The following is a 26,662-nucleotide window of genomic DNA, read 5'->3' as shown; positions in this document are numbered from 1 at the left end:
GGATCATCTGTCGCTCGCGCTGGCCCTGGTGGGCAGCGCGCTCGACCACCGGCGGGCGGAGGTCGTGCGGCTGTGGCAGGACATACGGGAGGACGGCTGCGACGGGGTCGTCCTGGAACGCGTGGACACCTCGTCCACGGCGGCGGTCACCGTGGCGCAGGCGGGGACGGGGACGGTCGACGAAGCTCCGGAGGCCGCCGTCCCGGTGCTTTCCCCGCGCCGGCGCACGCGGGAGCGGGGGTTCTCGCTGGTCGCGCTGGCCACGGCCGCGCTGTTCGGCATCACCACCGTCACCGCCGCGGCGGTGGCCGTCCTCCTCACCCGGCAGTACGCCACGGCCTCGGCCGCGAGTACGGCGCCGCGCACGGAGGTGTCTCCCGGCCCGGCCCCCTTTCCCGTCCCCGCGGGTACCTCACCCGGCCCGGTCCCGTCACCGACTCCGGCGCCGACTGCTCCGACTCCGGCTCCGAGCGCGTCGGCCGGCGCACCGCGGTTCCTCGGGCCCACGCCGTCCGGGCCCGTCGCCCCGTCTCCGTCCCTCCGGCCTCACCCCCGGCCTCACCCCCGGCCTCACCTGCCTCCCCTGCCTCCCCGGAGACCCCGAAGGGCCCGCCCGCACTGCCGGACGGGCTGTTCCGGCTGACCAACGTGGGCAGCAGGATGTGCCTGTCCCCCGATCGCGGGAGCACCCTGCCCTCCGAGGGGCTCGTGCAGACCGGCTGCGGTGCGAGCTTCGACCAGTTCTGGAAGCTCACCGCCGAGGCCACCGGCCCCGAGGGAACCGTCTACGCGATCCGCAGCCAGTACAGCGGACTGTGCCTGTCGGTCGACGCGGCCCGCACCTCGGACGACGCCCTGATCACCCAGTACCTGTGCGGGGACGACGAGACCCGCCTCTTCCCGGACCAGTTCTGGACCTTCCGCTACGACGCCCCCTACCGAGCCTGGCAGTTGGTCAACCGCAACAGCGGAAAGTGCGTCTCGGTGCGCCCCAACGGCGGAAACCTGGACCAGGCCCTCCAGGCGTCCTGCACCACCGCCCCCTGGCTGCTCTGGCGCACCTAGTGCTGTGGCCGTCCTCGCGGCACCCCGCCCCGGCCCCCGCACGCGAAAGCGCCCCCGGCCGGCAGGCCAGAGGCGCTTCGGAGAGAGAAGAACGACGACGGCGGTGCGCGTCAGCCCTCGGCGAGGTGCCGCTCCACCGTCTCGACCTTGGAGGTCATCCCGTCGCGGACCCCAGGACGGATGTCGGCCTTCAGGATGAAGGAGACCCGGGGCGCCCGCTCCTCGACGGCGGCCACCGCGCGCCGGACCACGTCCATGACCTCGTCCCACTCGCCCTCGACGGTGGTGAACATGGCGTCGGTGCGGTTCGGCAGTCCGGACTCGCGGACCACCCGGACCGCGTCGGCGACGTATTCGCCGACCTCTTCACCGACCCCCAGCGGGGTCACCGAGAACGCGACGATCACGCCTCGGCCGCCTCGCGTGCCCGCGCCGCTATCACGCTGTCGGCCTCGTCCCGCTTGAGCAGCTTGTCCCCGTACAGCCCGCCGAAGGGCAGCAGCGCGAGCACGAGGAACAGCACGACCTTCTTGACCGGCCACTTCGCCTTGTTCCAGACATCCAGCAGGAAGACCGCGTAGACGACGAACAGGATTCCGTGGATGACACCGAGCGGCATCATCAGGTAGTCGATGTCCGAGATCCGGCTCAGCAGCGAGCCGAAGATCAGCAGGGCCGGGAACGACAGCGCCTCCGGGACGGAGATGAGGCGCAGTCGGTGCAGGGCGGAGGCGGTCTTGATGTCCACGTGGAACCTTCGGGGTGGAGGCCAGGGTCCGTCCCAGTGTCTCAGCCGCTTTGCGGGATCTTGACCCGGCCCCTCCCCTCCGCGGCGGCCGGGACGGCCCCGGCATCGGGCCCATACCGCCCGGGTGTGTCACATATCGGCCAAGGGGCCCTGTTCGGGTTCGCCCACTGCGGATAACGTCATCCCGTGGCTCAGTTCCGACTCCAAGGCAGCAAGGTGCTCGCCGTCGACCTGACCGGGGATGCCGTGAAAGCGAAGAACGGCTCCATGGTCGCGTACGACGGGCAGATGGCCTTCAAGAAGATGACCGGCGGTGGCGAAGGCCTCCGCGGCATGGTGACCCGCCGGCTGACCGGCGAACAGATGACGGTGATGGAGGTGCAGGGGCACGGCACCTGCTTCTTCGCCGACCGCGCCAGCGAGATCAATCTGGTCGATCTGCGCGGCGAGAAGCTCTACGTCGAGTCCAGCAACCTGCTGTGCACCGACGCCGGGCTGCGCACCGGCACGACCTTCACCGGTCTGCGCGGCGCGACGTCGGGCAACGGCCTGTTCACGACGACCGTCGAGGGCTCGGGCCAGGCGGCGATCATGTCCGACGGTCCGGCGGTGGTGCTGCGCGTGAGCGCCCAGTACCCGCTGTCCGTCGACCCGGGGGCGTACATCGCGCACACCGGCAACCTCCAGCAGTCCTTCCAGTCCGGTGTGAACTTCCGCACGCTGATCGGCGAGGGCTCCGGCGAGGCGTTCCAGATCCGCTTCGAGGGCGAGGGCCTGGTCTACGTGCAGCCCAGCGAGCGCAACACCGTCGGGGGCGACATCTGATGCCGTTCCGCGAGATCAACTCGAAGATGGTCGAGGCGCAGGTCGTCCCGGGCCAGAAGATGTTCAGCCAGCGCGGCGCCATGCTCGCGTACCGCGGCGAGGTCTCCTTCACCCCGAGCCTGACGGGCGGTCAGGGCGGGGTCATGGGCATGATCGGGCGCCGGGTGGCGAACGAGCAGACCCCGCTGATGGAGGTCGAGGGCAGCGGCACGGTGATGTTCGGCCACGGCGGCCACCACATCCAGGTGATCAACCTGACCGGCGAGACCCTCTACGTCGAGGCCGACCGGCTGCTCGCCTTCGACGGGACCCTCCAGCAGGGCACGATGTTCATGGGTTCCCAGGGCGGGGTCATGGGCATGGTCCGCGGCCAGGTGACCGGCCAGGGCCTGTTCACCACCACCCTCAAGGGCCACGGCTCGGTCGCCGTGATGGCCCACGGCGGGGTCATCGAGCTCCCCATCACGCCCCAGCGGCCGGTCCACGTGGACCCGCAGGCGTACGTCGCCCACCACGGCGACGTCCGCAACAAGCTCTCCACCGCGCTCGGCTGGCGGGACATGGTGGGACGCGGCTCGGGCGAGGCGTTCCAGCTGGAGCTGTCCGGCCAGGGCGCGGTGTACGTACAGGCCTCCGAGGAGAAGCTGTGAACTTTGGCCCTGTGACCGGCGGACCCGGCGGCCCGACGGTCTTCGACCCGTACACGCTGCCCTCCGACGACAACGTGAACCCGTACACCTTCTGCGTGGAGCTCAAGGGGAGCCAGTGGTTCCTGCAGAAGGGCAAGATGATCTCGTACTACGGGCACATCGAGTTCAACGGCATCGGCAACGGGCGTTTCGACCGTCTGCTGCGCACCAGCTTCCACTCGCCGCTGCACGCGAGTGACTGGGTGGTGGCCGAGGGTCAGGGCAAGATGCTGCTGGCCGACCGGGCCTTTGATGTGAACTCGTACGACCTGGAGAACGGGAACCTGACGATCCGGTCAGGCAACCTGCTCGCGTACCAGCCCTCCCTCGCCCTGAAGCAGTCGATCGTCCCGGGTTTCCTGACGCTGATCGGAACCGGGAAGTTCGTGGCGGCGTCCAACGGACCGGTGGTGTTCATGGAGCCGCCGCTGCGCGTGGACCCGCAGGCGCTGGTGGGCTGGGCGGACTGCCCGTCGCCGTGCCACCACTACGACCACGGCTACATGTCGGGCGTGCTGGGCGGCCTGCGCTCGCTGACCGGCATCGGCGGCAGCTCGGGCGAGGAGCACCAGTTCGAGTTCGTCGGGGCCGGTACGGTGCTGCTGCAGTCGTCGGAGATGCTGATGGCGGAGCAGGCGGTCGGCACGGTCGGCGCCGGGGCGGCCAGGGGCGACGCGCAGGGCGTTCCGGGGGCCGGTCAGGGCCCGATGGGGCAGTCGGGCGTACCGCGGATGCCGGGACAGCTGGGTGATCTTCAGCGCCGCTTCGGACTGTGACCCCGTGATGTCAGATCTTTGTACGTAATTCAACTTCTTAGGTAGAGTTCATTCATGGAGACCATGGAGACCGAGACGGCCACGCGCTGGCTGACCGATGCCGAGCAGTGCGCCTGGCGCACCCACCTGGACGTCAGCAGACTGCTGATGCACCAGCTGGAAAAGGATCTCCAGCCCTTCGGACTCACCAACAACGACTACGAGATCCTGGTGAACCTCTCGGAGTCGCAGGACCACCGGATGCGGATGAGCGATCTCGCGACCGCCACGCTGCAGTCCAAGAGCCGGCTGTCGCACCAGATCACGCGAATGGAGACGGCGGGCCTGGTCCGCCGGGTGAATTGCGAGTCCGACCGCCGCGGCCTGTACGCGGTCCTCACGGAGCAGGGCATGGAGACCATGCGCAAGGTCGCCCCGCACCACGTGGCGTCCGTCCGCCAGCACTTCATCGACCTGCTGTCGCCGGAGGACCTGGCAGCGCTGCACGCGTCACTGACCCCGGTCGCGGAACACCTCCGGGGCAACCGCGGCAAGGTCTGACCTCGCCCACTCGGCGGCGGCCGGCCGCAGAACGGGCGCTACCCGCCCACTGCCGGCCCCCGCCGGGCACATCCAGCCCTACCGGGCCATTCCAGCCCCGCCGGGGCAAATCCAGCCTCGCCGGCGTTTGAGGCGCGGGGTCCGGGGCGGAGCCCCGATCTTTCAGCCCGGCCGGCACAATCCGGCCCCGCCGGGCACAATCCGGCCCCGCCGGGCACATTCCAGCCTCGCCGGCGTTTGAGGCGCGGGGGCTCCGGGGGCAGCGCCCCCGGCAACGGCGCCGCACCGGCCCACCGGCCCAGGCCCAGGCCTAAACCTCGGCCTCGGCCTCGGCCTCGGTCAGCGTCGCCAGCAACGCGTCCGCCGCGGCATAAGGATCCAGCTCGCCCCCGGCAACCCTGGCGGCCAGCGCATCAAGATGCGCATCCCCATGCAGATCCGCCATCCGCGCCCGCAACGCCGTCACCGCGATCGTCTCGACCTCCCGCGCCGCCCGCGCAGCCCTCCGCTCGGCCAGCACGCCCCGCTCGTCCATCCACGCCCGGTGCTTCTCCAGCGCCTCGACCAGTTCGTCGATGCCCTGCGCACGGGCCGCGACCGTCTTCACGATCGGCGGCCGCCAGTCCTCCGGGCCGCGCGCCTCCCCCAGCCCCAGCATGTGGTTCAGCTCCCGGGCCGTCGCGTCCGCGCCGTCCCGGTCCGCCTTGTTGACGACGTACACGTCGCCGATCTCCAGGATGCCCGCCTTCGCGGCCTGGATCCCGTCGCCCATCCCGGGAGCCAGCAGCACCACCGAGGTGTCGGCCTGCGAGGCGATCTCCACCTCCGACTGCCCGACCCCGACCGTCTCGACCAGGATCACCTCGCAGCCGGCCGCGTCCAGCACCCGGATCGCCTGCGGGGCGGCCCACGCCAGCCCGCCCAGGTGTCCCCGGGTGGCCATGGACCTGATGTAGACGCCCGGGTCCGAGGCGTGGTCCGACATCCGCACCCGGTCGCCGAGCAGCGCCCCGCCCGAGAAGGGCGAGGACGGGTCGACGGCGAGGACGCCGACCCGCTTCCCGGCCTTGCGGTACGCGGACACGAGCGCCGAGGTCGAGGTCGACTTGCCGACGCCCGGCGAACCGGTCAGCCCCACCACGTACGCCCCGCCCGTCAGCGGGGCCAGGGCCGCCATCACCTCGCGCAGGTGCGGGGACGCCCCCTCGACCAGCGAGATCAGCCGGGCCACCGCTCTCGGCCGGCCCTCACGGGCCTGGGCCACCAGCTGGGGGACGTCCACCGCCGTCATACGTGCTGCGCTCCTCGGTTCTCTTACGGGTACGGGCAGGCCGCCGGGCCCCGGCCGGTCCTGCGCCTGGGCTCCGGCGCCGCGCCTACTTGGCGACGCGGATGATCAGCGCGTCACCCTGGCCACCGCCACCGCACAGCGCGGCCGCGCCGACCCCGCCGCCGCGGCGCTTCAGCTCCAGCGCCAGGTGCAGCACCACACGGGCGCCGGACATGCCGATCGGGTGCCCCAGGGCAATGGCGCCACCGTTGACGTTCACCTTTTCCGGGGTCACCCCGAGGTCCTTCATTGACTGCACGGCGACCGCCGCGAAGGCCTCGTTGATCTCGATGAGGTCCAGGTCGGAGACCTCCAGCCCCTCCTTCTTCAGGGCGTGCAGGATCGCGTTGGACGGCTGCGACTGGAGGGAGTTGTCGGGGCCGGCCACGTTGCCGTGGGCGCCGATCTCGGCGATCCACTCCAGGCCGAGCTCCTCGGCCTTCTCCTTGCTCATCACGACCACGGCGGCCGCGCCGTCGCTGATCTGGGAGGAGGTGCCGGCGGTGATCGTGCCGTCCTTGGCGAAGGCGGGACGCAGCTTGCCGAGGGACTCCGCCGTGGTCTCGGGACGGATGCCCTCGTCCTCCGCGAAGACCACCGGCTCGCCCTTGCGCTGCGGGATCTCGACCGGGGTGATCTCGGCCTGGAAGACGCCGTTCTTCTGCGCGGCCGCGGCCCGCTGGTGCGAGGCGGCGGCGAACTCGTCCTGCGGGGCGCGCTCGATGCCGAGGCGGGTGTTGTGCTTCTCCGTGGACTCGCCCATCGCGATGTTCTCGAAGGCGTCGGTGAGACCGTCGTAGGCCATCGCGTCGAGCATCTCGATGGCGCCGTACTTGAAGCCCGCACGGGACTTGGGCAGCAGGTGCGGGGCGTTGGTCATGGACTCCTGACCGCCCGCGACCACGATGTCGAACTCACCCGCGCGGATCAGCTGGTCGGCCAGCGCGATCGCGTCCAGGCCCGAGAGGCACACCTTGTTGATGGTGAGGGCGGGCACGTTCATCGGAATGCCGGCCTTGACCGCCGCCTGGCGGGCGGGGATCTGGCCGGCGCCGGCCTGGAGCACCTGGCCCATGATCACGTACTGCACCTGGTCGCCGGAGATTCCGGCCCGGTCCAGCGCGGACTTGATGGCGAAACCGCCGAGGTCGGCCCCCGAGAAGGACTTGAGCGAGCCGAGCAGGCGCCCCATGGGCGTGCGGGCCCCGGCGACGATCACAGAAGTGGTGTTGTTCGATCCGGACATGAGGCACAGCCCCTTGGATGAGGAGTGAACGAGGGTTTACGTGAATGTACTGGGCGGTACCGCAGCGGTCACCGGGCTGCCGGTGTGATCGCGCGCACGTTGCGTTACCACCCCCTTCGGCGGTGCACTGTCCCCATGCTGACAAGAATCGACCACATCGGGATCGCCTGCTTCGACCTGGACAAAACTGTCGAGTTCTACCGTGCCACGTACGGCTTCGAGGTGTTCCACACCGAGGTCAACGAGGAGCAGGGTGTCCGCGAGGCCATGCTGAAGATCAACGAGACGTCCGACGGCGGCGCCTCCTACCTCCAGCTCCTGGAGCCCACCCGGGAGGACTCCGCGGTGGGCAAGTGGCTGGCCAAGAACGGCGAGGGGGTCCACCACATCGCCTTCGGCACCGAGGACGTCCAGGGCGACTCGGAGGCCATCCGCGGCAAGGGCGTCCGCGTCCTCTACGACCAGCCCCGCACGGGTTCGATGGGCTCCTCGATCACCTTCCTGCACCCCAAGGACTGCCACGGAGTCCTGACCGAGCTCGTCACCTCCAACCCCGACCACTGATGCCGCCATTCCCCGGCCGGTAGAGTGGCCATGGCTCGGCCGGGGTTCGGTGCGGAGACGGGGGTCTGGTCCTGTGACCCTTGCCCCGGTATCTGACACCATTCCCTGGGGGCGTCGTTCAGCGGGCGAGCGATGCTCATTTGGGAGTGAGCTTGCGACCAGGGGACGGATGGGACCGCGCTGTGCGGGGCTACGAAAGCCAGGAGAGCCATCAGGCCGAGGCCGACCATCTCTCGCGCTTCGAGGCCGAGATGGAGCGGCTGAAGAAGGAGCGCGGGAAGGCCGTCCAGCACGCTGAGGACCTGGGATACCAGGTCGAGGTGCTGCGCGCCAAGCTCCACGAGGTACGCCGGTCTCTGGCGTCCCGCCCCGCCTACGACGGCGCGGACATGGGATACCAGGCGGAGCAGCTGCTCCGCAATGCCCAGATCCAGGCCGACCAGATGCGCTCCGACGCCGAGCGCGAGCTGCGCGACGCCCGGGCGCAGACCCAGCGCATCCTCCAGGAGCACGCCGAGCACCAGGCGCGCCTGCAGGCCGAACTGCACGCCGAGGCCGTCAACCGCCGCCAGCGCCTGGACCAGGAGCTGGGCGAGCGCCGCCAGACCGTCGAGGCGCACGTCAACGAGAACGTGGCCTGGGCCGAGCAGCTGCGCGCCCGTACGGAGGCCCAGGCGCGCCGGCTCATGGAGGAGTCCCGCGCCGAGGCCGAGCAGTCCCTGAACGCCGCCCGCGCCGAGGCCGCCCGGGTCGCCGAGGAGACCCGGCGCCGGATGGCCGCCGACGCCGAGGCCGCCCGCGCCGAGGCCGAGGCCACCCTGCTGCGCGCCCGCAAGGAGGCCGAGCGGCTGCTGACCGCCGCCTCCGCGCAGGCCCAGGAGGCCAGCGAGCACGCGGAGCGGCTGCGCTCCACCACCTCCGCCGAGGCCGAGCAGACCCGGCAGCAGACCATCGACCTCGGCCGGCTGGCCGAGTCCCGCGCGCAGGAGGCCGAGTCGGCGCTGCGCGAGGCCCGGGCCGAGGCCGAAAGGGTCCTCGCGGAGGCCAAGGAGAGCGCGTCCCGGCAGCTCGCGTCGGCGGAGTCCGTCAACGAGCAGCGCACCCGTACCGCGAAGGAGCAGGTCGCCCGGCTGGTCGGCGAGGCCACCAAGGAGGCCGAGGTCCTCAAGGCGGAGGCCGAGCAGGCCCTGGCCGACGCCCGCGCGGAGGCCGAGCGGCTGCGCACCGAGGCCGGCGAGAAGGCCCGTACGGCCGCGGCCGAGGACATGGCGGCGCAGCTGGCGAAGGCCGCCCGCACGGCGGAGGACGTACTGAACAGGGCCTCGGAGGACGCCCGGGCCACCACCCGGGCCGCGTCCGAGGAGGCCGAGCGGATCCGCCGCGAGGCGGAGGCGGAGGCCGACCGGCTGCGCCTCCAGGCGGCGGCCACGGCCGACGAGCTCAAGGGCGCCGCGAAGGACGACACCGAGGAGTACCGGGCCCGCACGGTCGAGCTCCAGGAGGAGGCCCGGCGGCTGCGCGGCGAGGCCGAGCAGTTGCGCGCGGAGGCCGTCGCCGAGGGCGAGCGGATCCGGGGCGAGGCCCGCCGCGAGGCGGTCCAGCAGATCGAGGAGGCGGCCCGGACCGCCGAGGAACTGCTCGGCAAGGCCAAGGCGGACGCGGACGAGCTGCGCGGCGGGGCGACCGCCGAGAGCGAACGGGTCCGCGCCGAGGCCGTGGAGCGGGCCGGCACGCTACGCAAGCAGGCCGAGGAGACCCTGGAGCGGACCCGCGCCGAGGCCGAGCGGCTGCGCGCCGAGGCCGAGGAGCAGGCCGAGGCCGTACGCGCCGAGGCGGACGCGGCGGCCCTCGCGCGGCGCGAGGAGACCGAGCAGGCGCTGGCCGCCAAGCGCGCGGAGGCCGACGAGGAGCTCGTACGGCTGCACACGGACGCCGAGGACCGGCTGACCACGGCCGAGCAGACCCTGCGCGACGCCCGTGCGGCGGCGGAGAACATCCGCCGGGAGACCGCGGAGGAGACCGACCGGCTGCGCGCCGAGTCGGCGGAGCGGATCCGCACCCTGCAGGCGCAGTCGGAGGCGGAGGCGGACCAGCTGCGCACGGACGCGGCGCAGGACGCCGGCCGGGTGCGCGCCGAGGCCGAGCAGGTGGCCGTACGGCTGCGCGGCGAGGCCGAGGCCGAGGCCGAGCGGGTGCGCTCGGAGGCGCAGGAGACCGCGGACCGGCTGCGCGCGGAGGCGAAGGCGGCGGCCGAGCGGGTCGCCGCGGAGGCCGCCGAGGCGCTGGCCGCCGCGCAGGAGGAGGCCGCCCGGCGCCGCCGGGAGTCCGAGGAGACCCTGGCGTCGGCCCGGACGGACGCGGAGCAGGAGCGGGCGCAGGCCCGCGAGCAGAGCGAGGAGCTGCTGGCCGCGGCCCGCCGCCGCTCGGAGGAGGCGCAGGCCGAGGCGGCCCGCCTGACCGAGGAGGCCGAGCGCCGCGCGTCGGAGCTGGTGTCGGCGGCGGAGGCCACCGCCCAGCAGGTACGGGACTCCGTGGCCGGGCTGCACGAGCAGGCCGAGGAGGAGGTCGCCGGACTGCGCAGCGCCGCCGAGCACGCGGCGCAGCGTACGAGGACGGAGGCCGAGGAAGAGGCCGGACGGGTCCGCTCCGACGCCCACGCGGAACGGGAGCGGGCCACCGAGGACGCCAACCGGATCCGCAGCGAGGCGCGCGCGGAGACGGACGCGGCGAAGGCGCTGGCGGAGCGGACGGTCGGCGACGCGATCGCCGAGGCGGAGCAACTGCGCAGCGACACCGCCGAGTACGCGCAGCGGGTGCGTACCGAGGCGACGGACGCGCTGGCCGCGTCCGAGCGGGACGCGGCCCGTACCCGGGCCGATGCCCGCGACGACGCGAACCGCATCCGCGGCGAGGCCGCGGAGTCCCTGGAGGCCGCCCGCGCCGAGGGCGCCCGGATCACGGCCGAGGCGACGGCGGAGGCCGAGCGGATCACCGCGGAGACCCTGGCGGCGAACGCTGCCATGGTGGCCGAGGCCGAGGCGCGGGCCGAGCGGATCACCGCCGAGGCGGCACAGGCCGCGGAGGCCACCCGCGCCGAGGCCGCCGGCACGCTGGACGAGGCCAGGGCCGAGGGCAACCGGCTGCGTACCGAGGCCGCGGAGCAGGCCGACCGGCTCATCACCGAGGCCTCGGCGGAAGCGGACCGTCTCACCGAGGAGACCCGCGCCGCCAACGCGGCCACCGTCGGCGAGGCCGAGGCCTTCGCGGACGCGCTGCGCGCGGAGGCGGCGGGCACGCTGGACGCGGCGCGCGCCGAGGCGGAACGGCTCACCACCGAGGCCACCGCGAAGGCGGAGCGGCTCACGGCCCAGGCGGCCGAGACCCTGGTCTCGGCCGAGCGGGACGCGGCACGCGTCCTGGTCGACGCCCGTACCGAGGGCGACCGGCTGGTCGACGAGACGCGCGCGGCCAACGAGGCCACGGTCGGGGAGGCCGCGGCGGAGGCCGAGCGGCTGCGCACGGAGGCGGCCCGGGTCCTGGAGGACGCCCGCTCGGAGGGCGGCCGGATCATCGGCGAGGCGACCGCGGAGGCGGAGCGCGTCACGGCCGCGGCCAACGAGACTCTGGCGAGCGCCGAGCAGGAGTCCGCGAGGACGCTGGACGAGGCCCGCGAGGAGGCCAACAAGCGCCGCAGCGAGGCCGCGGAGCAGGCCGACCGGCTCATCACCGAGGCCGCTGCGGAGGCCGAGAAGCTCACGGCCGAGACCGCCGCGGAAGCGGAGCGGCTCACCGCCGAGACCCGCAAGGCGAACGAGCGGACGGTCGGCGAGGCCGCGAACGAGGCCGAGCGGCTGCGCGCGGACGCCTCGGAGGCACTGTCCTCGGCGCAGGAGCACGCGGCCCGCACCCGGTCGGAGGCCGAGCGGGTCAAGGCGGAGGCGGCGACCGAGGCGGAGCGCATCCGTTCGGAGGCCCGTACGGAGTCCGAGCGGCTGCTGGACGAGGCCCGCGAGGAGGCCAACAAGCGCCGCAGCGAGGCCGCGGAGCAGGTCGACCGGCTCATCACGGAGGCCTCGGCGGAAGCCGAGAAGCTCACCACCGACGCGCAGAAGCAGGCCCTCGCCGCCACCACGGCGGCCGAGGAGCAGGCCGACGCGATGGTCGACGCGGCCCGCAAGGAGGCGGCGCGGATCACGTCGGAGGCGACCGTCGAGGGCAACTCCCTGGTGGAGAAGGCCCGTACGGACGCGGACGAGCTGCTGGTCGGCGCGCGCACGGACGCGGCGGCCATAAGGGAACGGGCGGAGGAGCTGCGCAGCCGCGTCGAGGGCGAGGTCGAGGAGCTGCACGAGCGGGCCCGCCGGGAGTCGGCCGAGCAGATGAAGTCGGCCGGCGAGCGCGTGGACAAGCTCGTGCGGGCGGCGACCGAGCAGAGCGTCGAGGCCGAGGCGAAGGCCAAGGAGCTGGTGTCGGACGCGAGCAGCGAGGCGAGCAAGGTGCGCATCGCCGCGGTGCGCAAGGCCGAGGCGCTGCTCAAGGAGGCCGAGCAGAAGAAGGCGGAACTGGCCCGGGAGGCGGAGAACGCCCTCGCGCAGGCGAAGGCGGAGGCCGAACGGCTCGTCGAGGAGGGCCGCCGTGAGCTGGAGGTCCTGGTGCGCCGACGCGAGGACATTCAGGCGGAGATCTCCCGTGTCCAGGACGTTCTTGAGGCGTTGGAATCATTCGAGGCGCCTTCGGGCAGCGGAAAGCCGGCGGTCGGTGGCCAGGGCGCGGGGGGCGTGAAGGCCGCAGCGACAGCAGGATCCACTCGTTCGGGTGGTAAGTCGTCGGAGGGCTAGCCACATGCACGGAAATGTGTGCACCTGATGAAGGTTCAGGCGAACGGGTGACAAGCATTCTGCCGCCTTGCCACTCAAAAGGGGTGTCATTGTCCAGATCAAACGTGGATTGACTCGATGACACGCCGCTCGGGCGCCTAGGATTCCCCTTAACACCTCACGTAGCACCTCATCGGTCTCATTCGACAGGAACCCCATGAGCGACACTTCCTCCCCCTTCGGCTTCGAGCTCGTGCGGCGTGGTTACGACCGCGGTCAGGTGGACGACCGCATTACCAAGCTGGTCTCCGACCGCGACAGCGCCCTTGGACGTATCAACTCTCTGGAAAAGCGGATCGAGGAGCTGCACCTCGAGACGCAGAACGCCCAGGCCCAGGTGAACGACGCGGAGCCGTCGTACGCCGGTCTCGGCGCCCGGGTCGAGAAGATCCTGCGGCTGGCCGAGGAGGAGGCGAAGGACCTGCGCGAGGAGGCCCGTCGCGCGGCCGAGCAGCACCGTGAGCTCGCCGAGTCGGCTGCCCAGCAGGTGCGCAACGACGCCGAGTCGTTCGCCGCCGACCGGAAGTCGAAGGCGGAGGACGAGGGCGTCCGCATCGTCGAGAAGGCCAAGGGCGACGCCTCCACCCTGCGCGCCGAGGCCCAGAAGGACGCGGCCTCCAAGCGCGAGGAGGCCGACGCGCTGTTCGAGGAGACCCGCGCCAAGGCCGCCCAGGCCGCCGCGGACTTCGAGACCAACCTGGCCAAGCGCCGTGAGCAGTCGGAGCGCGACCTGGCCTCGCGTCAGGCCAAGGCCGAGAAGCGTCTCGCGGAGATCGAGCACCGCGCGGAGCAGCTGCGCCTGGAGGCCGAGAAGCTGCGTACGGACGCGGAGCGCCGTGCCCGCCAGACCGTGGAGACCGCGCAGCGCCAGGCCGAGGACATCGTGGCCGACGCCAACGCCAAGGCGGACCGTATCCGCAGCGAGTCCGAGCGCGAGCTGGCGGCGCTCACCAACCGTCGCGACTCGATCAACGCGCAGCTGACCAACGTCCGCGAGATGCTGGCGACGCTGACCGGTGCGGCCGTCGCGGCGGCCAACCCGATCGTGGACGACGAGCCGGTCAGTCGCGGCGTTCCGGCGCAGCAGAGCCGCTGACCCCGCGTCGGGCTTGACGGGCGGCACGGTTCGCCCGTTTCACGACCAAAGCAGGGCCGTGCGTCACCTTTCGGAGGTGGCGTACGGCCCTTCGTCGTTCTAGCGTGGCCGCATGATCGAGCTTGAGGACCTTACGAAACGATTCGGCGCGACCACCGCCGTGGACAACCTCAGCTTCCAGGTCAGACCGGGGGTGGTGACCGGCTTCCTCGGCCCCAACGGGGCGGGGAAGTCCACGACCATGCGCATGATGCTCGACCTCGACAACCCGACCAGCGGTACGGTCCGGATCGACGGGAAGCACTACCGGGACCTGCCGGAGCCGCTGAAGTACATCGGAGCGCTGCTGGACGCGAAGGCCATGCACGGTGGCCGAAGTGCGTACAACAACCTTCTCTGCCTGGCCCAGTCGAACCGGATCCCGGAGCGCCGGGTCGCCGAGGTGCTGGACCTGGTCGGCCTGACGGCCGTGGCCAGGAAGAAGTCCAAAGGATTTTCGCTGGGCATGGGCCAGCGGCTGGGAATCGCCTCCGCACTGCTGGGCGATCCGGAAATCCTGATGTTCGACGAACCCGTCAATGGTCTGGACCCGGAGGGAATTCTCTGGATCCGCAATCTCATGAAGGGCCTGGCGGCGGAGGGAAGAACGATCTTCGTTTCCTCCCACCTGATGAGCGAAATGGCCCTGACCGCAGACCATTTGATCGTCATCGGACGAGGGCGGCTCCTGGCCGATCTGTCGATGGCCGATTTCATCCAGCAGAACGCGCGCAGTTACGTCCGGCTGCGCTCGCCGCAGCAGGAGCAGCTCAAGGACCTCCTGCACGAGGCCGGGATCAACGCCGTCACCGTCTCCGCCACCGGCACGCTGGAGATCGACGGCGTGGACCCGGAGCGGCTCGGTGAGCTGGCCGCCCAGCACCGGATCGTGCTGCACGAACTCAGCCCGCAACGGGCTTCACTGGAGGAAGCGTTCATGCGCATGACGGCGGACTCCGTCGAGTACCACGCCCACGCGCCCGGCACACCGGGCGCACCGGGCACGGCGGTCCCACTCGGCATGGCCACGGACAACCCGGCCCGGCCCGCCGACGTCCCGGCCTGGGGCGCCGGTTACGACGCGACGCGCAAGGGCGGTGAGTGAGCATGGCCTTCTCCCCCGTCCTCCGCTCCGAGTGGACCAAGATCCGTACGGTCGCCTCCACCAGCTGGACCCTCGCCATCGCCCTCATCGCCACCATCGGTTTCGGTGCCGCCTTCTGCGCCGCGGTCGGCGCGAGCTTCGACAGCATGAGCGAGGTGGAACGGGCCACGTTCGACCCCACCCTGCTGAGCTTCAGCGGGATGACTTTCGGTCAGCTGGCAATGATCGTCTTCGGGGTGCTGGTGGTCAGCAGCGAGTACAGCTCGGGCATGATCCGCACCTCGCTGGCCGCCGTACCGGGACGCGCGGGCTTCCTGCTGGGCAAGCTCACCGTGGCCACGGCGCTGGCCCTGCTGGTGGGGCTGCTGACCAGCTTCGTGTCCTTCTTCCTCGGCCAGGCGATCCTGGGGGAACACGGCATCGGCATCGACGGGGCGAACGTCCTGCGCGCGGTGATCGGCGCCGGCCTCTACATGGCGCTGCTCGCCCTGTTCTCCATGGGCGTGGCCGCCATGCTGCGCAGCTCGGTCGCTGCGATCAGCATCCTGATCCCGTTCTTCCTGATCGTCTCGAACCTCCTCAGCGCTTTCGAGGCGACTCGTGAGTACGGCCAGTACCTGCCCGACCAGGCCGGATCCAAGATCATGCAGATCGTGCCGGACGCCCTCGGCGGCACCGAGACGCCCTACGGCCCCTGGGGCGGTCTCGGGATCATGCTCCTGTGGGTGGCCGCCTCGGTACTCGGGGGCTACCTCGTCCTCAAGAAGAGGGATGCCTGACGGCCGGCGTCCTTCGCAGGGACTACGGGTGATGCCCGGGTCGGTCTCAGGGGCAGCTCAGGGATCCGGCCCGGGACGGAACCATAGGAACGTCGTTATCCTCTTAACCCTTACGCGGGCGAGAGTCGTCCCGGCCTGGTAAGGGGCAGCAAGATGATCGAGGCAGTCGGCCTGACCAAGCGCTACGGCGCCAAGACCGCCGTCGACCAGCTGTCCTTCCAGGTCAAGCCGGGTCACGTCACCGGATTCCTGGGGCCCAACGGCTCCGGGAAGTCCACCACCATGCGCATGATCCTCGGCCTGGACCGGCCGACGTCCGGTCAGGTCACGATTAACGGGCACCCCTTCCGGGAGCTGCCGAACGCCCAGCGGCACGTCGGGGCCCTGCTCGACGCCAGGGCCGTGCACGGCGGCCGCCGGGCCCGCACCCACCTGCTCTCCGTCGCCCAGCTCTCCGGGATCCCGACGAGGCGGGTGGACGAGGTACTGGCCGTGGTCGGCCTCCAGGACGCCGCCCGGCAGCGCACGAAGGGCTTCTCGCTCGGCATGGGCCAGCGGCTCGGCATCGCCACCGCCCTGCTCGGCGACCCGCAGGTGCTCCTCTTCGACGAGCCGGTCAACGGGCTCGACCCCGAGGGCATCCTCTGGGTGCGCAACCTCATGCGCCGGCTCGCCTCCGAGGGCCGCACCGTCTTCGTCTCCTCGCACCTGATGAGCGAGATGGCGCTGACCGCGGACCATCTGATCGTGATCGGCCGGGGGCGGCTGCTGGCCGACATGGGCACCCAGGAGTTCATCGCGCACAACTCGGCCGGATTCGCTCGGGTACGCGCGGCCGACACCGATCCTGATGGCCGGGACACGCTGGGTACGACCCTCACCAGGGCGGGCGGCCGGGTCCTCCAGGAGCCCGGCGGAGCACTGCGCGTGACGGGGCTGGAGCTGCCGCGCATCGCGGACCTCGCGCACGAGGCCGGCGTACGGCTGTGGGAGCTGTCACCGCACCGGGCCTCGCTGGAGGAGGCGTACATGCGGATGACCCAGTCGGCCGTCGAGTACACCTCCACCGACGACCCGCGGGCCGAGCTGTGGGAGCCGCAGCCGCTGACCCTCCCGGCATGGGAGGAGGAGCCGGCGGCCCCGGAGGTACCGAAGACGGGCTTCTACGCCCCGCCGCCCCCCGGAGCGGGCGGTCGGCCCTTCCTGATGCCCAGCAACCCGGGCGAGCTCGTCGGCGCCACCGAGACCGCCCGCGAGAACGCCCCCGAGAACGCCCCCGAGAACGACTCCGAGGAAGCCCGATGACCAGCCCCTCCGGCGCGCGGACCGCCGCGGCCTACAGCTCGCCGCTGCCGACGCCGCGGCCGCATCTGGGGCACGCGCTGGCCTCGGAGTGGACCAAGATGGTCTCGGTCCGCTCCACGCTGTGGACGCTGGGCTCGCTCGTGGCCACCGTCGTCGGTTTCGGGCTGCTCTTCGTCCTGCAGACCCGGGACCAGGACTACGCGGAGATCTCCTTCACCACGCCGGCGCTCTTCGGTCTGCTGGTCGGGCAGCTCGCGGTGATCGTGCTCGGCGTCCTGACGATCACCTCCGAACACGCCACCGGCCTCGCGCGGACCACCTTCACCGCCGCCCCCGACCGCCACCGGGTGCTCACGGCCAAGTACCTCGTCTTCAGCATCACGGCCTTCCTCGTGACCACGGGATCCGTCTTCGTGGTCGGGGTGGCCGGGGCGATCGCGCACAACAGCGCCGCAGCCGGACGGCACGCGGCGGGCGAGTGGTTCGGCGCGGTGGCGGGCAGCTTCTACGTCACTCTGCTCGGCGTGCTCGCGCTCGCCATCGGCGCGCTGGTGCGGCACTCGGCCGGGGCCATCGCCGTGATGCTGGGCCTCGTCACGCTGCCGCCGGTGATAGGGGCGATGCTCAGCATCTGGGAGGCCGTCGCACCGCTCGGACAGGTGATCATCGAGCACAACGCGCCGGTGGCGCTGATGCAGCTGTTCGGCATGCCGAGCGGCAGCGAGATCGGCCGACTGCCCAGCGACTTCTCCCACATGGCGATCATCCTCGTGGTCACGGCGGCCGCGGTGACGGCCTCGTACATGTCGGTCGGCCGCCGGGACGTGTAGAGCCCGCTCAGTACCGCGGTGCGTTGCGGGACCGCTGCACCTTCGTGGTGCGGCGGTCCTTCGCGTTCCAGCAGGCCTTGTGCCAGTGCCGCCGGTCGTCCACGCCGCCGTACTCCGGCCAGGCCACCAGGTGGGGGGTGCCGGAGGGGATCTCCTGGTCGCAGCCGGGGCAGCGGTAGCGCTTGCCCGCCGCGCTGGCGCCCGCCACGTGCCGGACCTTCCAGTCCTCGCCCTGGTACTCCTCGGTGCGCTCCAGCCCGTAGCGGTCGAGGCCGGTGCTGGGGCGTTCGTCCGGAGTCTCGCCGCCCCTGGGGCGGTTGTTGCGCGGTGACACGTATACCTCACGGAGGGGCGGACGGCAGTGACTTTCTCCCAGACTACGCGCAGCGAGACCGGGTACCCGCAGGGTGGCTGAGGAAGACGGCCCCGCGAAGAGGAATGGCCAGACAATCCCAATAACTTTCCTGTCAGCCCGTGCCTTTGGCACGTGTCAGACGTTGTTGCCATAGGAAAACCGGTCCACCTGGGGAGGCCGCGTCAGCCGCGAGGAGGCTAAAGGCGATGCGCGTAGGAGCGTTTGTACTGGCGGCCCAGTTCCCGGGTCAGGGACAGGGAGAGGCACTGCACCGGGCGGTGCGGACCGCCGAGGTGGCCGAGGAGGCCGGGCTCGACTCGGTCTGGCTCGCCGAGCACCACTTCGTCCCGTACGGGGTCTGCCCCTCGGCGGTGACCCTGGCGGCCCTGCTGCTGGGCCGGACCCGGCGACTGCGGGTGGGCACGGCGGTGAGCGTGCTGCCGAGCACGCACCCGGTGGTCCTCGGGGAGCAGGCGGCACTGCTGCACCTGACCTCGGGCGGCCGGTTCACCCTCGGGGTGGGCCGCGGCGGGCCGTGGGTCGACCTGGAGGTATTCGGGGGCGGCCTGGACTCGTACGAGAACGGCTTCCCGGAGGCGCTGGACCTGCTGCGGCGCTGGCTGACGGAGGCGAGGGTGGGAACCGCCGGCGAGCGGTACGGCTTCCGCGAGGTGGCCGTCGTACCGCGGCCGTCGGAGGCCCTGGACGGGGACGGCGCGGGGCCGGAGGTCATCGTGGCCTGCACCTCGCCGGCGTCGGTACGGCTGGCCGCGCAGCGTGGTCTGCCGATGCTGCTCGGCATGCACTGCGGGGACGAGAACAAGGCGGAGATGGTCGCGCTGTGGCGCAGCACCGCGCTGGCGGCGGGCCACTCGCGGGAGCACGTGGCCGGCGCGGGGCACGTCTCCGCCGGGGTGTGCCAGATCGCGGACCGCACGGCGGACGCGCGCGAGACCCTGCTGAAGGCGATGCCGGGCTGGCTCAAACAGGGCCTGGACGCGCATGTGACGGTGGACGGCCGCGTGCGCGCGATGCGGGATCCGGTCGCCTACACGGAACTGCTGTGCGACCTGCACCCGGTGGGCACCCCGGAGGTGGCGGCGGACCGGCTGGCGGCCACGTCGGCACGCACGGGCATCACGCGCTTCGCCCTCCTGACGGAGGGCTCCGGCGATCTCGCCGCGACGGAGGAGAACGTACGACGACTCGGCGCCGAAGTCCTGCCCCGCCTCGGCTGAGACCTACGGGGCCTGGCGGCTGTGCCTAGCAGTCCCGCAGTTCCGGCGACTGGTTGAGCAGCTGACCGCGGATCGAAGTGAACTTGGCCAACCGGTCGTCCACCGAGGGATCCAGCGGGAAGACCGCCACCCGGTGACAGTTCTGGAATGCCAGGCGCACTCCGAAGTGCCGCTGCAGCGCACCACGTATCGCGTCACTCGCGAGAGCGCGCAGCAGCTGGCCACGCGCCTGCTCGTCGGGCGGCGGCGTCTGGTTGTCGGCGAACTGTCCGCCGTCCACCTTCAGCTGGGCCACCAGCGAGCTGATCATCTCCCATGCGAAGGGCAGGGAGGTCCGGACGCAGTCGACGAAAGCGGCTTCGTCGACCTCGCCTCGCTCGGCCTGTTCGAGTAGGGCCGGTGAGACGTCGAGCGACATGGGTTCTCCTCTCGCGACCCCGGCTGATTGGGTTGCCGGAGCCTTACGGGCAGGGAAGGAGGCCGCGACGCAGCGTGCACGCTCCGCAACCTCCCGCTCACCACGGTAGGCGCCCCATGGGTGGCGCACCAGGAGAATGCGCATACAACGCGCCATCGGCGAAGGGGGCTTTCAGGGGCGAATCGCGTGGAGGCCTTCTCGTCGAGTAGCGTTGCCGACCATGCGTCTCGTCATTGCCCGCTGCTCCGTCGACTACGCGGGCCGGCTCACCGCCCATCTGCCCTCGGCACCCCGTCTGATCCTCGTGAAGGCCGACGGCAGTGTCTCGATCCACGCGGACGACCGGGCGTACAAACCGCTCAACTGGATGTCGCCGCCGTGCACCCTCAAAGAGGGGAGCGGTGAGGAGGCCGGTGTGTGGACGGTCATCAACAAGGCGGGTGAGAAGCTCATCATCACCATGGAGGAAGTCCTGCACGACTCCTCCCACGAGCTCGGCATCGACCCGGGGCTGATCAAGGACGGCGTCGAGGCCCATCTCCAGGAGCTCCTCGCGGACCGCATCGACACGCTGGGCGAGGGCTACACGCTGATCCGGCGCGAGTACATGACGGCGATCGGTCCGGTGGACATCCTGTGCCGGGACGCCTCCGGCGCGACGGTGGCCGTGGAGATCAAGCGCCGCGGCGAGATCGACGGCGTCGAGCAGCTGACCCGCTACCTGGAGCTCCTCAACCGCGATCCGCACCTGGCTCCGGTCCGCGGCGTCTTCGCGGCCCAGGAGATCAAGCCGCAGGCCAAGGTCCTGGCGACGGACCGCGGGATGGACTGCGTGGTCCTGGACTACGACGCGCTGCGCGGCATCGAGGACGACAAGCTGCGGCTGTTCTGATCGTCCGGTCTTCCTGAAGCAACGGCTCCGTCCGGAAGGACGGAGCCGTTGGCGTTCACGGGCCCGTGGACGGGGACGTCGACGTGGCGGTGGCCGTGCCCGTGGTGGCCGTGGGCGACGGCGCGGCGGTCTCCGTCGGCGACTCGGACGGCCCCGCCGTCGTCGGCGGGGGCGAAACGGACGACGGGGGCTGCGGGTTCGGCGGCGTCGAGGACGGGCGGCGGGAAGGGGTCCGGCCGGGGGTACGGCCCGGGGCCGGGGCGACGCTCTGTCCCGGGGCCGTGGATTCCGACGGCGGGGCGGACGCGGGCGGCTCGGGTGCAGGATCGTTCCCGCTGGTGCTCGGCACCACCGAGGGAACCGCCGCCGTCGGGGTCGAGGACACCGCCGGGCCCTGCGCCGGGGGCGAGGGCTCGGACGAGTCCAGCGCGAGGCTCACGACCGTGCCCAGCACCACGACGGTCAGCGCTCCCGCCGCGGCCAGCAGCACCAGGCGGCGGCGGCCGGGGTCCGGGGCCGGTTCGCCGGCCGGCTCCGGGTCGGCGGCCGGGGCCGGCTTCGGGGCCAGCGGGAAGGCGTCCTCGAACACCTCCGACAGCGTCGTGGGCGGCTCCGAACGCGCGGTGACCGGCACCACGGGGGTCATCCGCGTCACCGCCTCGGAGGAGAAGGGGACCACGGGGGCCACCCGGGACGCCGGGGCCGATGCGGCCGACGGGGCGGAGGAGGCCGACGGTCTCGACGGGATCGAAGAGCTCGACGGCGTCGACGGGGCCGACGAGCCCGGCAGGGCCGACGAGCCCGAAGAGGCCAACGGGGCCGACGGACCCGATGGGGCCGACGCGGCCGAGGGGCCGGACAGGCCCGACGCGGCCGACGGGCCGGACAGACCCGACGCGGCCGACGGGCCGGACAGACCCGACGCGGCCGAGGGGAACGAGAGCCCTGAGGGCGACAACGGGGCTGAAGCGGACGTAGGGGCTGAAGGAGCTGAGGGGGTCGTCACCGCGCCCGCCGGCGCAGCCGGAGTCGCCACCGTCACGGCCTCCGCCTCGGCACCGGCAGCCGCACCCGCGCCCGGACCCGCACCCGCCGCCAGGCCGGCCGGCGCCTCCAGCCGCAGCGGCGGCGACGCCGCCACCCCTGCCGCCTCCCGGTCCACGACCAGCGCCAGCGCCCGCCTGCCCGCCACCGTGCCCCGCTTGTCCGCCAGCGCGCCCCGCAGCCCGATCGAGGTCTCCAGCTCGGCCCGCGCCCGGTCCAGGCGTCCCTCGCACAGGGCCAGCACACCGAGCTCGTGGTGGAAGTACGCCTGTTCGGCGACCTCCCCCGCCTTCCGCGCGGCCTCCGCGCCCGAGCGCAGCACCCGTTCCCAGGCCTCCCAGTGCAGTGAGGCCGCGAACGCCGGAGCCGCCGTCCGCGCCAGCAGCACCGCCGCCACCACGTCCGCACCGGCCAGCGCCGCGAGCACCGCGTCCGCCTCGGCCGCGACCCGCTCCGCGGTCACTGAGCCGTGTCCGGTCCACCAGGCGTAGTGCCGGGCGGCCGTACGGGCCTCCTCGGCCGCGGTGTCCCCGTACCCGACCTCCTCCAGCTGCCGCGCGACCCCCGACGCCAGCCGGTAGCGCGTGCCGACGGGCGTCACCAGCCCGCAGGCCAGCAGCTCCGCCACCGCCGTGTCGGCGTGGGTGTCCCCCACCAGCGCCGGCAGGTGCGCGTGGTGCGGCAGCTCGCCGCCCAGCGCGCACGCGATCCGCAGGGCCGCGCGCGCCGACTCGCTGACCCGCGAGGCCAGCAGCTCCGCCGGGGCCGCGCCCTCGGCCAGCGTCGGCAGCGGCACCTCCACGGCCTCGCGCGGGCGCTCCTCGAAGACGCCGGGCTCCTCCTCCTCGTCGTCCTCCACACCGTGGTTGAGCTCGTCGCGCTGCCGCAGCAGCGCCGCGGCCTGTACGAAGCGCAGGGGCAGCCCCTCGGAGGCGAACCGCAGGTCCTCCGCCCAGGCGATCTCCCCGTCCGTCAGCGGCCGTCCCACGCCCGCTTCGAGCAGCTCCAGGCAGTCGGCCTTGCCCAGCCCGCTGAGGAAGATCTCCTCTATGTGCGCGTCGTCGGAGGGGGCCCGGGTCTCGGGGGTCGCGGCCAGCAGGTAGGCGCATTCGGGGGTGGCGCGCAGCAGTTCGTCGAGGGCGGTCCCGCCCATCTCCAGGTCGTCGAGGAGGACGATGGCGCCGATGTCCCGTACGCGGGCCAGGAGGTCGATCCGGTCGGGCCGTACGCCCGGGGCCTCGTACACGGTCGCGTAGAGCGCCTGGAGCAGTTCCGCGGGCTGCTGGTGCCCGTACCCGGAGAGCCGTACGACGCCGTCGGGCGCGAGGCCCGCGCACCGGGCGGCGACCGCGTCGAGCAGCGCGGTGCGACCGGATCCTGAAGGTCCGGTCAGTCGTACGGACCGTCCCCGGCCCAGCAGTCGCACGAGCCGCTCCCGCTCCTCCGCGCGCTCCAGCCGGGGCCCGGCGGCCGCGGCGCGGCCCGGCGGGAGGGGCGACCGGGCGGCGGCGTCCCGGGCCGTTCGGGCGGCAGCGTCGCGCTTGGCGGGGCGGCCGGGTGCGGTGCCCGGTCGGAGCGGTTCGATCTCGCTGCCGTCGACCGGGTTGACGGTGAGGGCGAAGTCCCCCGCGGTCAGTGTGACGACCCGTGCGGGGGCGAGCGCCGTGGGCGCCGCCGGCCCGGATGCGGGCGGCACGGAGTTCCCTGCGGTCTGCTCGTCCTGCTCGGTCCGCCCCTGTGTACGGTCCATGACCCAGTCCCCCGATCGCGGGCCGCGCGCCTCGCCGTCGTACCGCCCGGCCTTGGCGCACCCGCTGTCGCCACTGGTCCGGTTTCCGCCCGAACCCTAGACGGTGGCCGGTCGTGCGGGAAACCGCAGGGGTGCGATCACCACCGGACCGTTACTTTCCGCAGGAAATGCAAAGGTCAGGCGCCTACGGGTCAGACCCGGGGCAGGGACTCGGCTTCCAGGCCGCCCTCGATCGCGAGGATCCGGTGCAGCCGGGTCGCCACGAGCAGCCGCTGCATCTGCGGCGGCACCCCGCGCAGGACCAGCCGCCGTCCGGTCCGGCCGGCCCTCCGGTGCGCACCCATGATCACGCCGAGGCCGGTCGCGTCCCAGGAGTCCAGACCGGTGAGGTCGAGCACGAGGTCGCCGTGGCCGTCGTCGAGGGCGGTGTGGAGGGCCGTACGGGCGTCCGCCGCGCTGCGCACGTCGAGGCGGCCCCCGACAGCGAGTTCGGCGTGGTCGCCCCTGATGTGCATGTGTACTCCCGGCGGTACTGCGTACGTATGGTCCGACTGGTCCCTGGTCGGCAACTCTCACTTCAACTGACTGCCGCACGGGCAGGGAAGTTGCCGACCGTGAGCGAACCGATACCTAATTCACCCTGAGGGGTGATGGCACTCGAACGATGGTGCTTCGTGAACGGTGGTGCTCCGCGGTGGGCCGGCCTCAGTGCTTGTAGAAGCCATGCCCGCTCTTGCGGCCGATGTCCCCGGCGTCCACCATCCGGCGCATCAGCTCCGGCGGGGCGAACTTCTCGTCCTGGGACTCGGTGTAGATGTTGCTGGTGGCGTGCAGCAGGATGTCGACACCCGTGAGGTCGGCGGTGGCCAGCGGCCCCATCGCGTGTCCGAAGCCCAGCTTGCACGCGATGTCGATGTCCTCGGCGGACGCCACGCCCGACTCGTACAGCTTCGCGGCCTCGACGACCAGCGCGGAGATCAGACGGGTCGTCACGAAGCCGGCGACGTCGCGGTTGACGACGATGCAGGTCTTGCCGACGGACTCGGCGAAGGCCCGGGCGGTGGCGAGGGTTTCGTCGCTCGTCTTGTAGCCGCGCACGAGCTCGCAGAGCTGCATCATCGGGACGGGCGAGAAGAAGTGGGCGCCGACGACCCGCTCCGGACGCTCCGTCACGGCCGCGATCTTGGTGATCGGGATGGCGGAGGTGTTGGAGGCGAGGATCGCGTCCTCGCGCACGATCTTGTCGAGGGCGCGGAAGATCTCGTGCTTGATCTCGATCTTCTCGAAGGCGGCCTCCACCACGATGTCGACGTCGGCGACCGCGTCGAGATCGGTGGTGGTCGTGATGCGCGCGAGCGCCGCCTCGGCGTCCTCGGCGGTCAGCTTGCCCTTGGAGACGAACTTGTCGTACGAGGCCTTGATCCCGTCCGTGCCACGGGTCAGAGCGGCGTCGGTGACATCGCGCAGCACGACGTCCCAACCCGCCTGAGCGGAGACCTGAGCGATCCCGGAACCCATCAGTCCGGCACCGATGACGGCGAGCTTCCCAGCCACTACACACCCCTCGTTCTCATGACGGCACAGTCTTGGGACGGCACAGTCTCGTAGCACTCCGGCGGAGACTAGCGCCCGGGCGGTGCGGTGTGACCGTGAAGTAACACGCGTCACGTCTCAGATGACGGACATCACACCGGTACGGCCCAGCACCCGTGCGGGGCGGCCCAGTTCACTCGGCGTGCCGGGTCCACGCCGGCGCCAAGCGCCTCGGCGGCCCGGCGGAGGGGGCGGTGCGCGGGCGCCGGCTCCCGCCCCGGTTTTCCCGGGGCCGCCCGTCTACCCTGGCCGCATGGTGAACCTCACGCGCATCTACACCCGTACCGGCGACAAGGGCACGACCGCCCTCGGCGACATGAGCCGCACGGCCAAGACCGACCTGCGGATCTCCGCGTACGCCGACGCCAACGAGGCCAACGCGGCCATCGGGACGGCGATCGCCCTCGGCGGCCTGCCGGAGGAAGTCGTGAAGGTCCTGGTCCGGGTGCAGAACGACCTCTTCGACGTGGGCGCCGACCTGTGCACCCCGGTGGTCGAAAAGCCGGAGTACCCGCCACTTCGGGTGGAGCAGTTCTACGTCGACAAGCTGGAGGCGGACTGCGACCGCTTCCTGGAGCAGGTGGAGAAGCTGCGCAGCTTCATCCTCCCCGGCGGCACCCCCGGCGCTGCCCTGCTCCACCAGGCCTGCACGGTGGTCCGGCGCGCCGAGCGTTCGACGTGGGCGGCGCTGGAGGTGCACGGCGAGGTGATGAACCCGCTGACCGCGACGTACCTGAACCGCCTCTCCGACCTCCTGTTCATCCTGGCCCGGGTGGCCAACAAAGAGCTCGGGGACGTGCTGTGGGTGCCGGGCGGCGAGCGCTGAGCCGCGGTCAGAGCCCGCGGTAGACCTCGCGGCGGTGTCCCACCTCGACCCCGAGGACTATCCGATCCGCTCGGGCTCCGGGGTGGCGGCGGCCGGGGCCTTTTTCGGCCAGATCGTGTAGGTGGCGGCGATCAGGGCGTGGATGCCGACCATCCGCAGGGCGCCGTACTGCCACGCCTTGAGCGAGCTGACGTCGCCCGCGTCGCCCACGTACCAGATCGCCGCCTGGAGCAGGCCGAGCGCGACGGCCGCCGCGAGGACGGTGCGGGCCCACAGCTTCCACTCGTGGACGGCCCTCGCCTTCCCGTACCCGGCGCCGGCCGGCCTCGGCCCACCGGCCAGTCGGTGCGCGGCGTGGCCGTCGAGCCACTTGATCGTGTAGTGGCCGTAGGCGACGGTGTAGCCGATGTAGAGCGCGGCCAGCCCGTGCTTCCAGTCCGGAGCCGCGCCGTTCTTGAGGTCGAGGGTGGTGACCACCAGCAGGACCAGCTCCAACATCGGCTCGCACAGCAGGACCGCCGCCCCCAGCCTGGGCATCTTCGCGAGGTAGCGCAGGGCCAGGCCGGCCGCCAGCAGTACCCAGAAGCCGATCTCACAGGCGATGATCAGCGCGACGATCACGGGACTCTCCGTCCGCTCGGGTTTCCGGTTCCCTCTCAGACTCCCGTCCGGCCGGGCCCGGCGCGTCGTCGCCATTGACGACGTACGACTGCATCCTTCGATGTACCCGCA

The 26,662-nt window shown here is 72.0% G+C and carries 26 protein-coding genes; 15 read left to right on the top strand and 11 right to left on the bottom strand.

The genetic code is table 11. The features are described 5' to 3' along the window. Positions 1 to 3: 3 nt before the first annotated feature. Complete coding sequence (locus ACZ4TV_RS10050; protein ID WP_468132873.1) at positions 4 to 366, bottom strand: hypothetical protein; 363 nt, start codon at positions 364 to 366, stop codon at positions 4 to 6. Positions 367 to 618: 252 nt separating this feature from the next. Between ACZ4TV_RS10050 and ACZ4TV_RS10045 the strand changes: the two genes are divergently transcribed. Beyond that, complete coding sequence (locus tag ACZ4TV_RS10045) at positions 619 to 1,065, top strand: RICIN domain-containing protein (protein ID WP_468132859.1); 447 nt, start codon at positions 619 to 621, stop codon at positions 1,063 to 1,065. A 110-nt stretch (positions 1,066 to 1,175) separates the two neighbouring features. Here ACZ4TV_RS10045 and ACZ4TV_RS10040 read toward each other — a convergent pair whose 3' ends face one another. Beyond that, complete coding sequence (locus tag ACZ4TV_RS10040; protein WP_468132646.1) at positions 1,176 to 1,472, bottom strand: MTH1187 family thiamine-binding protein; 297 nt, start codon at positions 1,470 to 1,472, stop codon at positions 1,176 to 1,178. Further along, on the bottom strand, positions 1,469 to 1,813 hold the full coding sequence (locus ACZ4TV_RS10035; RefSeq protein WP_468132644.1) for a DUF3817 domain-containing protein: 345 nt from the start codon (positions 1,811 to 1,813) through the stop codon (positions 1,469 to 1,471). Before ACZ4TV_RS10035 ends, ACZ4TV_RS10040 begins: the two co-directional genes overlap by 4 nt. 186 nt (positions 1,814 to 1,999) lie before the next feature. On the opposite strand from ACZ4TV_RS10035, the gene ACZ4TV_RS10030 reads away from it, so the two are divergent. The 4 genes from ACZ4TV_RS10030 to ACZ4TV_RS10015 all read left to right on the top strand — a co-directional run bounded on the left by ACZ4TV_RS10030 (position 2,000) and on the right by ACZ4TV_RS10015 (position 4,643). Continuing rightward, positions 2,000 to 2,638 (top strand): AIM24 family protein, encoded by a 639-nt coding sequence (locus ACZ4TV_RS10030; protein ID WP_468132642.1) that lies wholly within the window; start codon positions 2,000 to 2,002, stop codon positions 2,636 to 2,638. Beyond that, positions 2,638 to 3,288: an AIM24 family protein gene (locus ACZ4TV_RS10025; protein WP_468132640.1), complete on the top strand. Its 651-nt coding sequence runs from the start codon at positions 2,638 to 2,640 to the stop codon at positions 3,286 to 3,288. The genes ACZ4TV_RS10030 and ACZ4TV_RS10025 overlap by 1 nt, the downstream gene beginning before the upstream one ends. 11 nt (positions 3,289 to 3,299) lie before the next feature. Beyond that, a complete protein-coding gene (locus ACZ4TV_RS10020; protein ID WP_468132858.1) occupies positions 3,300 to 4,103 on the top strand; it encodes an AIM24 family protein in 804 nt (267 codons plus the stop codon). A 63-nt stretch (positions 4,104 to 4,166) separates the two neighbouring features. Next, on the top strand, positions 4,167 to 4,643 hold the full coding sequence (locus tag ACZ4TV_RS10015; RefSeq protein WP_468132856.1) for a MarR family winged helix-turn-helix transcriptional regulator: 477 nt from the start codon (positions 4,167 to 4,169) through the stop codon (positions 4,641 to 4,643). 310 nt (positions 4,644 to 4,953) lie between these two features. Here the strand turns inward: ACZ4TV_RS10015 and meaB are convergent, their stop codons facing one another. Together meaB and ACZ4TV_RS10005 are read right to left on the bottom strand one after the other, a co-directional pair. Next, entirely contained in the window at positions 4,954 to 5,934 is a 981-nt protein-coding gene (gene meaB / locus ACZ4TV_RS10010; RefSeq protein ID WP_468132638.1) for a methylmalonyl Co-A mutase-associated GTPase MeaB, read from the bottom strand. A gap of 85 nt (positions 5,935 to 6,019) precedes the next feature. After that, positions 6,020 to 7,219 (bottom strand): acetyl-CoA C-acetyltransferase, encoded by a 1,200-nt coding sequence (locus ACZ4TV_RS10005; RefSeq protein ID WP_468132636.1) that lies wholly within the window; start codon positions 7,217 to 7,219, stop codon positions 6,020 to 6,022. Between the two features lie 135 nt (positions 7,220 to 7,354). On the opposite strand from ACZ4TV_RS10005, the gene mce reads away from it, so the two are divergent. The 7 genes from mce to ACZ4TV_RS09970 all read left to right on the top strand — a co-directional run bounded on the left by mce (position 7,355) and on the right by ACZ4TV_RS09970 (position 17,814). Further along, positions 7,355 to 7,783, top strand: a complete 429-nt coding sequence (mce, locus tag ACZ4TV_RS10000) for a methylmalonyl-CoA epimerase (protein WP_229336428.1) — start codon at positions 7,355 to 7,357, stop codon at positions 7,781 to 7,783. A gap of 182 nt (positions 7,784 to 7,965) precedes the next feature. Further along, positions 7,966 to 12,621, top strand: coding sequence for a polarized growth protein Scy (gene scy / locus ACZ4TV_RS09995; protein ID WP_468132633.1), 4,656 nt, complete (start codon positions 7,966 to 7,968; stop codon positions 12,619 to 12,621). A gap of 196 nt (positions 12,622 to 12,817) precedes the next feature. Continuing rightward, complete coding sequence (locus ACZ4TV_RS09990) at positions 12,818 to 13,756, top strand: coiled-coil domain-containing protein (protein WP_030708181.1); 939 nt, start codon at positions 12,818 to 12,820, stop codon at positions 13,754 to 13,756. 112 nt (positions 13,757 to 13,868) lie between these two features. Further along, entirely contained in the window at positions 13,869 to 14,900 is a 1,032-nt protein-coding gene (locus ACZ4TV_RS09985; protein ID WP_468132631.1) for an ABC transporter ATP-binding protein, read from the top strand. A gap of 2 nt (positions 14,901 to 14,902) precedes the next feature. Continuing rightward, the gene (locus ACZ4TV_RS09980) at positions 14,903 to 15,679 is read left to right on the top strand and encodes an ABC transporter permease (RefSeq protein WP_468132629.1); all 777 of its coding nucleotides are present in this window, start codon (positions 14,903 to 14,905) and stop codon (positions 15,677 to 15,679) included. A 153-nt stretch (positions 15,680 to 15,832) separates the two neighbouring features. After that, positions 15,833 to 16,984 carry an ABC transporter ATP-binding protein gene (locus tag ACZ4TV_RS09975; RefSeq protein WP_468132627.1) on the top strand — a complete coding sequence of 384 codons (1,152 nt, stop codon included), beginning with the start codon at positions 15,833 to 15,835 and terminating at the stop codon, positions 16,982 to 16,984. Continuing rightward, entirely contained in the window at positions 16,981 to 17,814 is an 834-nt protein-coding gene (locus ACZ4TV_RS09970; RefSeq protein WP_468132625.1) for an ABC transporter permease, read from the top strand. The genes ACZ4TV_RS09975 and ACZ4TV_RS09970 overlap by 4 nt, the downstream gene beginning before the upstream one ends. A gap of 7 nt (positions 17,815 to 17,821) precedes the next feature. Here the strand turns inward: ACZ4TV_RS09970 and ACZ4TV_RS09965 are convergent, their stop codons facing one another. Continuing rightward, positions 17,822 to 18,148, bottom strand: a complete 327-nt coding sequence (locus ACZ4TV_RS09965) for an ATP/GTP-binding protein (RefSeq protein ID WP_326587972.1) — start codon at positions 18,146 to 18,148, stop codon at positions 17,822 to 17,824. Between the two features lie 227 nt (positions 18,149 to 18,375). Here ACZ4TV_RS09965 and ACZ4TV_RS09960 point away from each other — a divergent pair, with 227 nt between their 5' ends. Next, on the top strand, positions 18,376 to 19,407 hold the full coding sequence (locus ACZ4TV_RS09960; RefSeq protein WP_468132623.1) for an LLM class flavin-dependent oxidoreductase: 1,032 nt from the start codon (positions 18,376 to 18,378) through the stop codon (positions 19,405 to 19,407). Positions 19,408 to 19,432: 25 nt separating this feature from the next. Here ACZ4TV_RS09960 and ACZ4TV_RS09955 read toward each other — a convergent pair whose 3' ends face one another. Then, complete coding sequence (locus ACZ4TV_RS09955) at positions 19,433 to 19,825, bottom strand: SCO5389 family protein (protein WP_030037139.1); 393 nt, start codon at positions 19,823 to 19,825, stop codon at positions 19,433 to 19,435. A gap of 220 nt (positions 19,826 to 20,045) precedes the next feature. On the opposite strand from ACZ4TV_RS09955, the gene nucS reads away from it, so the two are divergent. Further along, positions 20,046 to 20,717, top strand: coding sequence for an endonuclease NucS (gene nucS / locus ACZ4TV_RS09950; protein WP_468132621.1), 672 nt, complete (start codon positions 20,046 to 20,048; stop codon positions 20,715 to 20,717). A gap of 55 nt (positions 20,718 to 20,772) precedes the next feature. Here nucS and ACZ4TV_RS09945 read toward each other — a convergent pair whose 3' ends face one another. From ACZ4TV_RS09945 to ACZ4TV_RS09935, 3 genes are all read right to left on the bottom strand, one after another. Next, complete coding sequence (locus tag ACZ4TV_RS09945) at positions 20,773 to 23,511, bottom strand: P-loop NTPase family protein (RefSeq protein WP_468132619.1); 2,739 nt, start codon at positions 23,509 to 23,511, stop codon at positions 20,773 to 20,775. Between the two features lie 191 nt (positions 23,512 to 23,702). Continuing rightward, entirely contained in the window at positions 23,703 to 24,026 is a 324-nt protein-coding gene (locus tag ACZ4TV_RS09940; RefSeq protein ID WP_030153791.1) for an STAS domain-containing protein, read from the bottom strand. 190 nt (positions 24,027 to 24,216) lie between these two features. After that, positions 24,217 to 25,065 (bottom strand): 3-hydroxyacyl-CoA dehydrogenase family protein, encoded by an 849-nt coding sequence (locus ACZ4TV_RS09935; protein ID WP_468132617.1) that lies wholly within the window; start codon positions 25,063 to 25,065, stop codon positions 24,217 to 24,219. Positions 25,066 to 25,357: 292 nt separating this feature from the next. Between ACZ4TV_RS09935 and ACZ4TV_RS09930 the strand changes: the two genes are divergently transcribed. After that, positions 25,358 to 25,930 (top strand): cob(I)yrinic acid a,c-diamide adenosyltransferase, encoded by a 573-nt coding sequence (locus ACZ4TV_RS09930; protein ID WP_468132615.1) that lies wholly within the window; start codon positions 25,358 to 25,360, stop codon positions 25,928 to 25,930. Between the two features lie 57 nt (positions 25,931 to 25,987). Here the strand turns inward: ACZ4TV_RS09930 and ACZ4TV_RS09925 are convergent, their stop codons facing one another. Beyond that, entirely contained in the window at positions 25,988 to 26,551 is a 564-nt protein-coding gene (locus ACZ4TV_RS09925) for a hypothetical protein (RefSeq protein WP_468132613.1), read from the bottom strand. Positions 26,552 to 26,662: the final 111 nt, after the last annotated feature.

This window comes from Streptomyces sp. NPDC028910 (assembly GCF_055564955.1).
The sequence above is the reverse complement of the archived record's forward strand: the minus strand, read 5'-3'. Positions and strand labels throughout refer to the sequence as shown.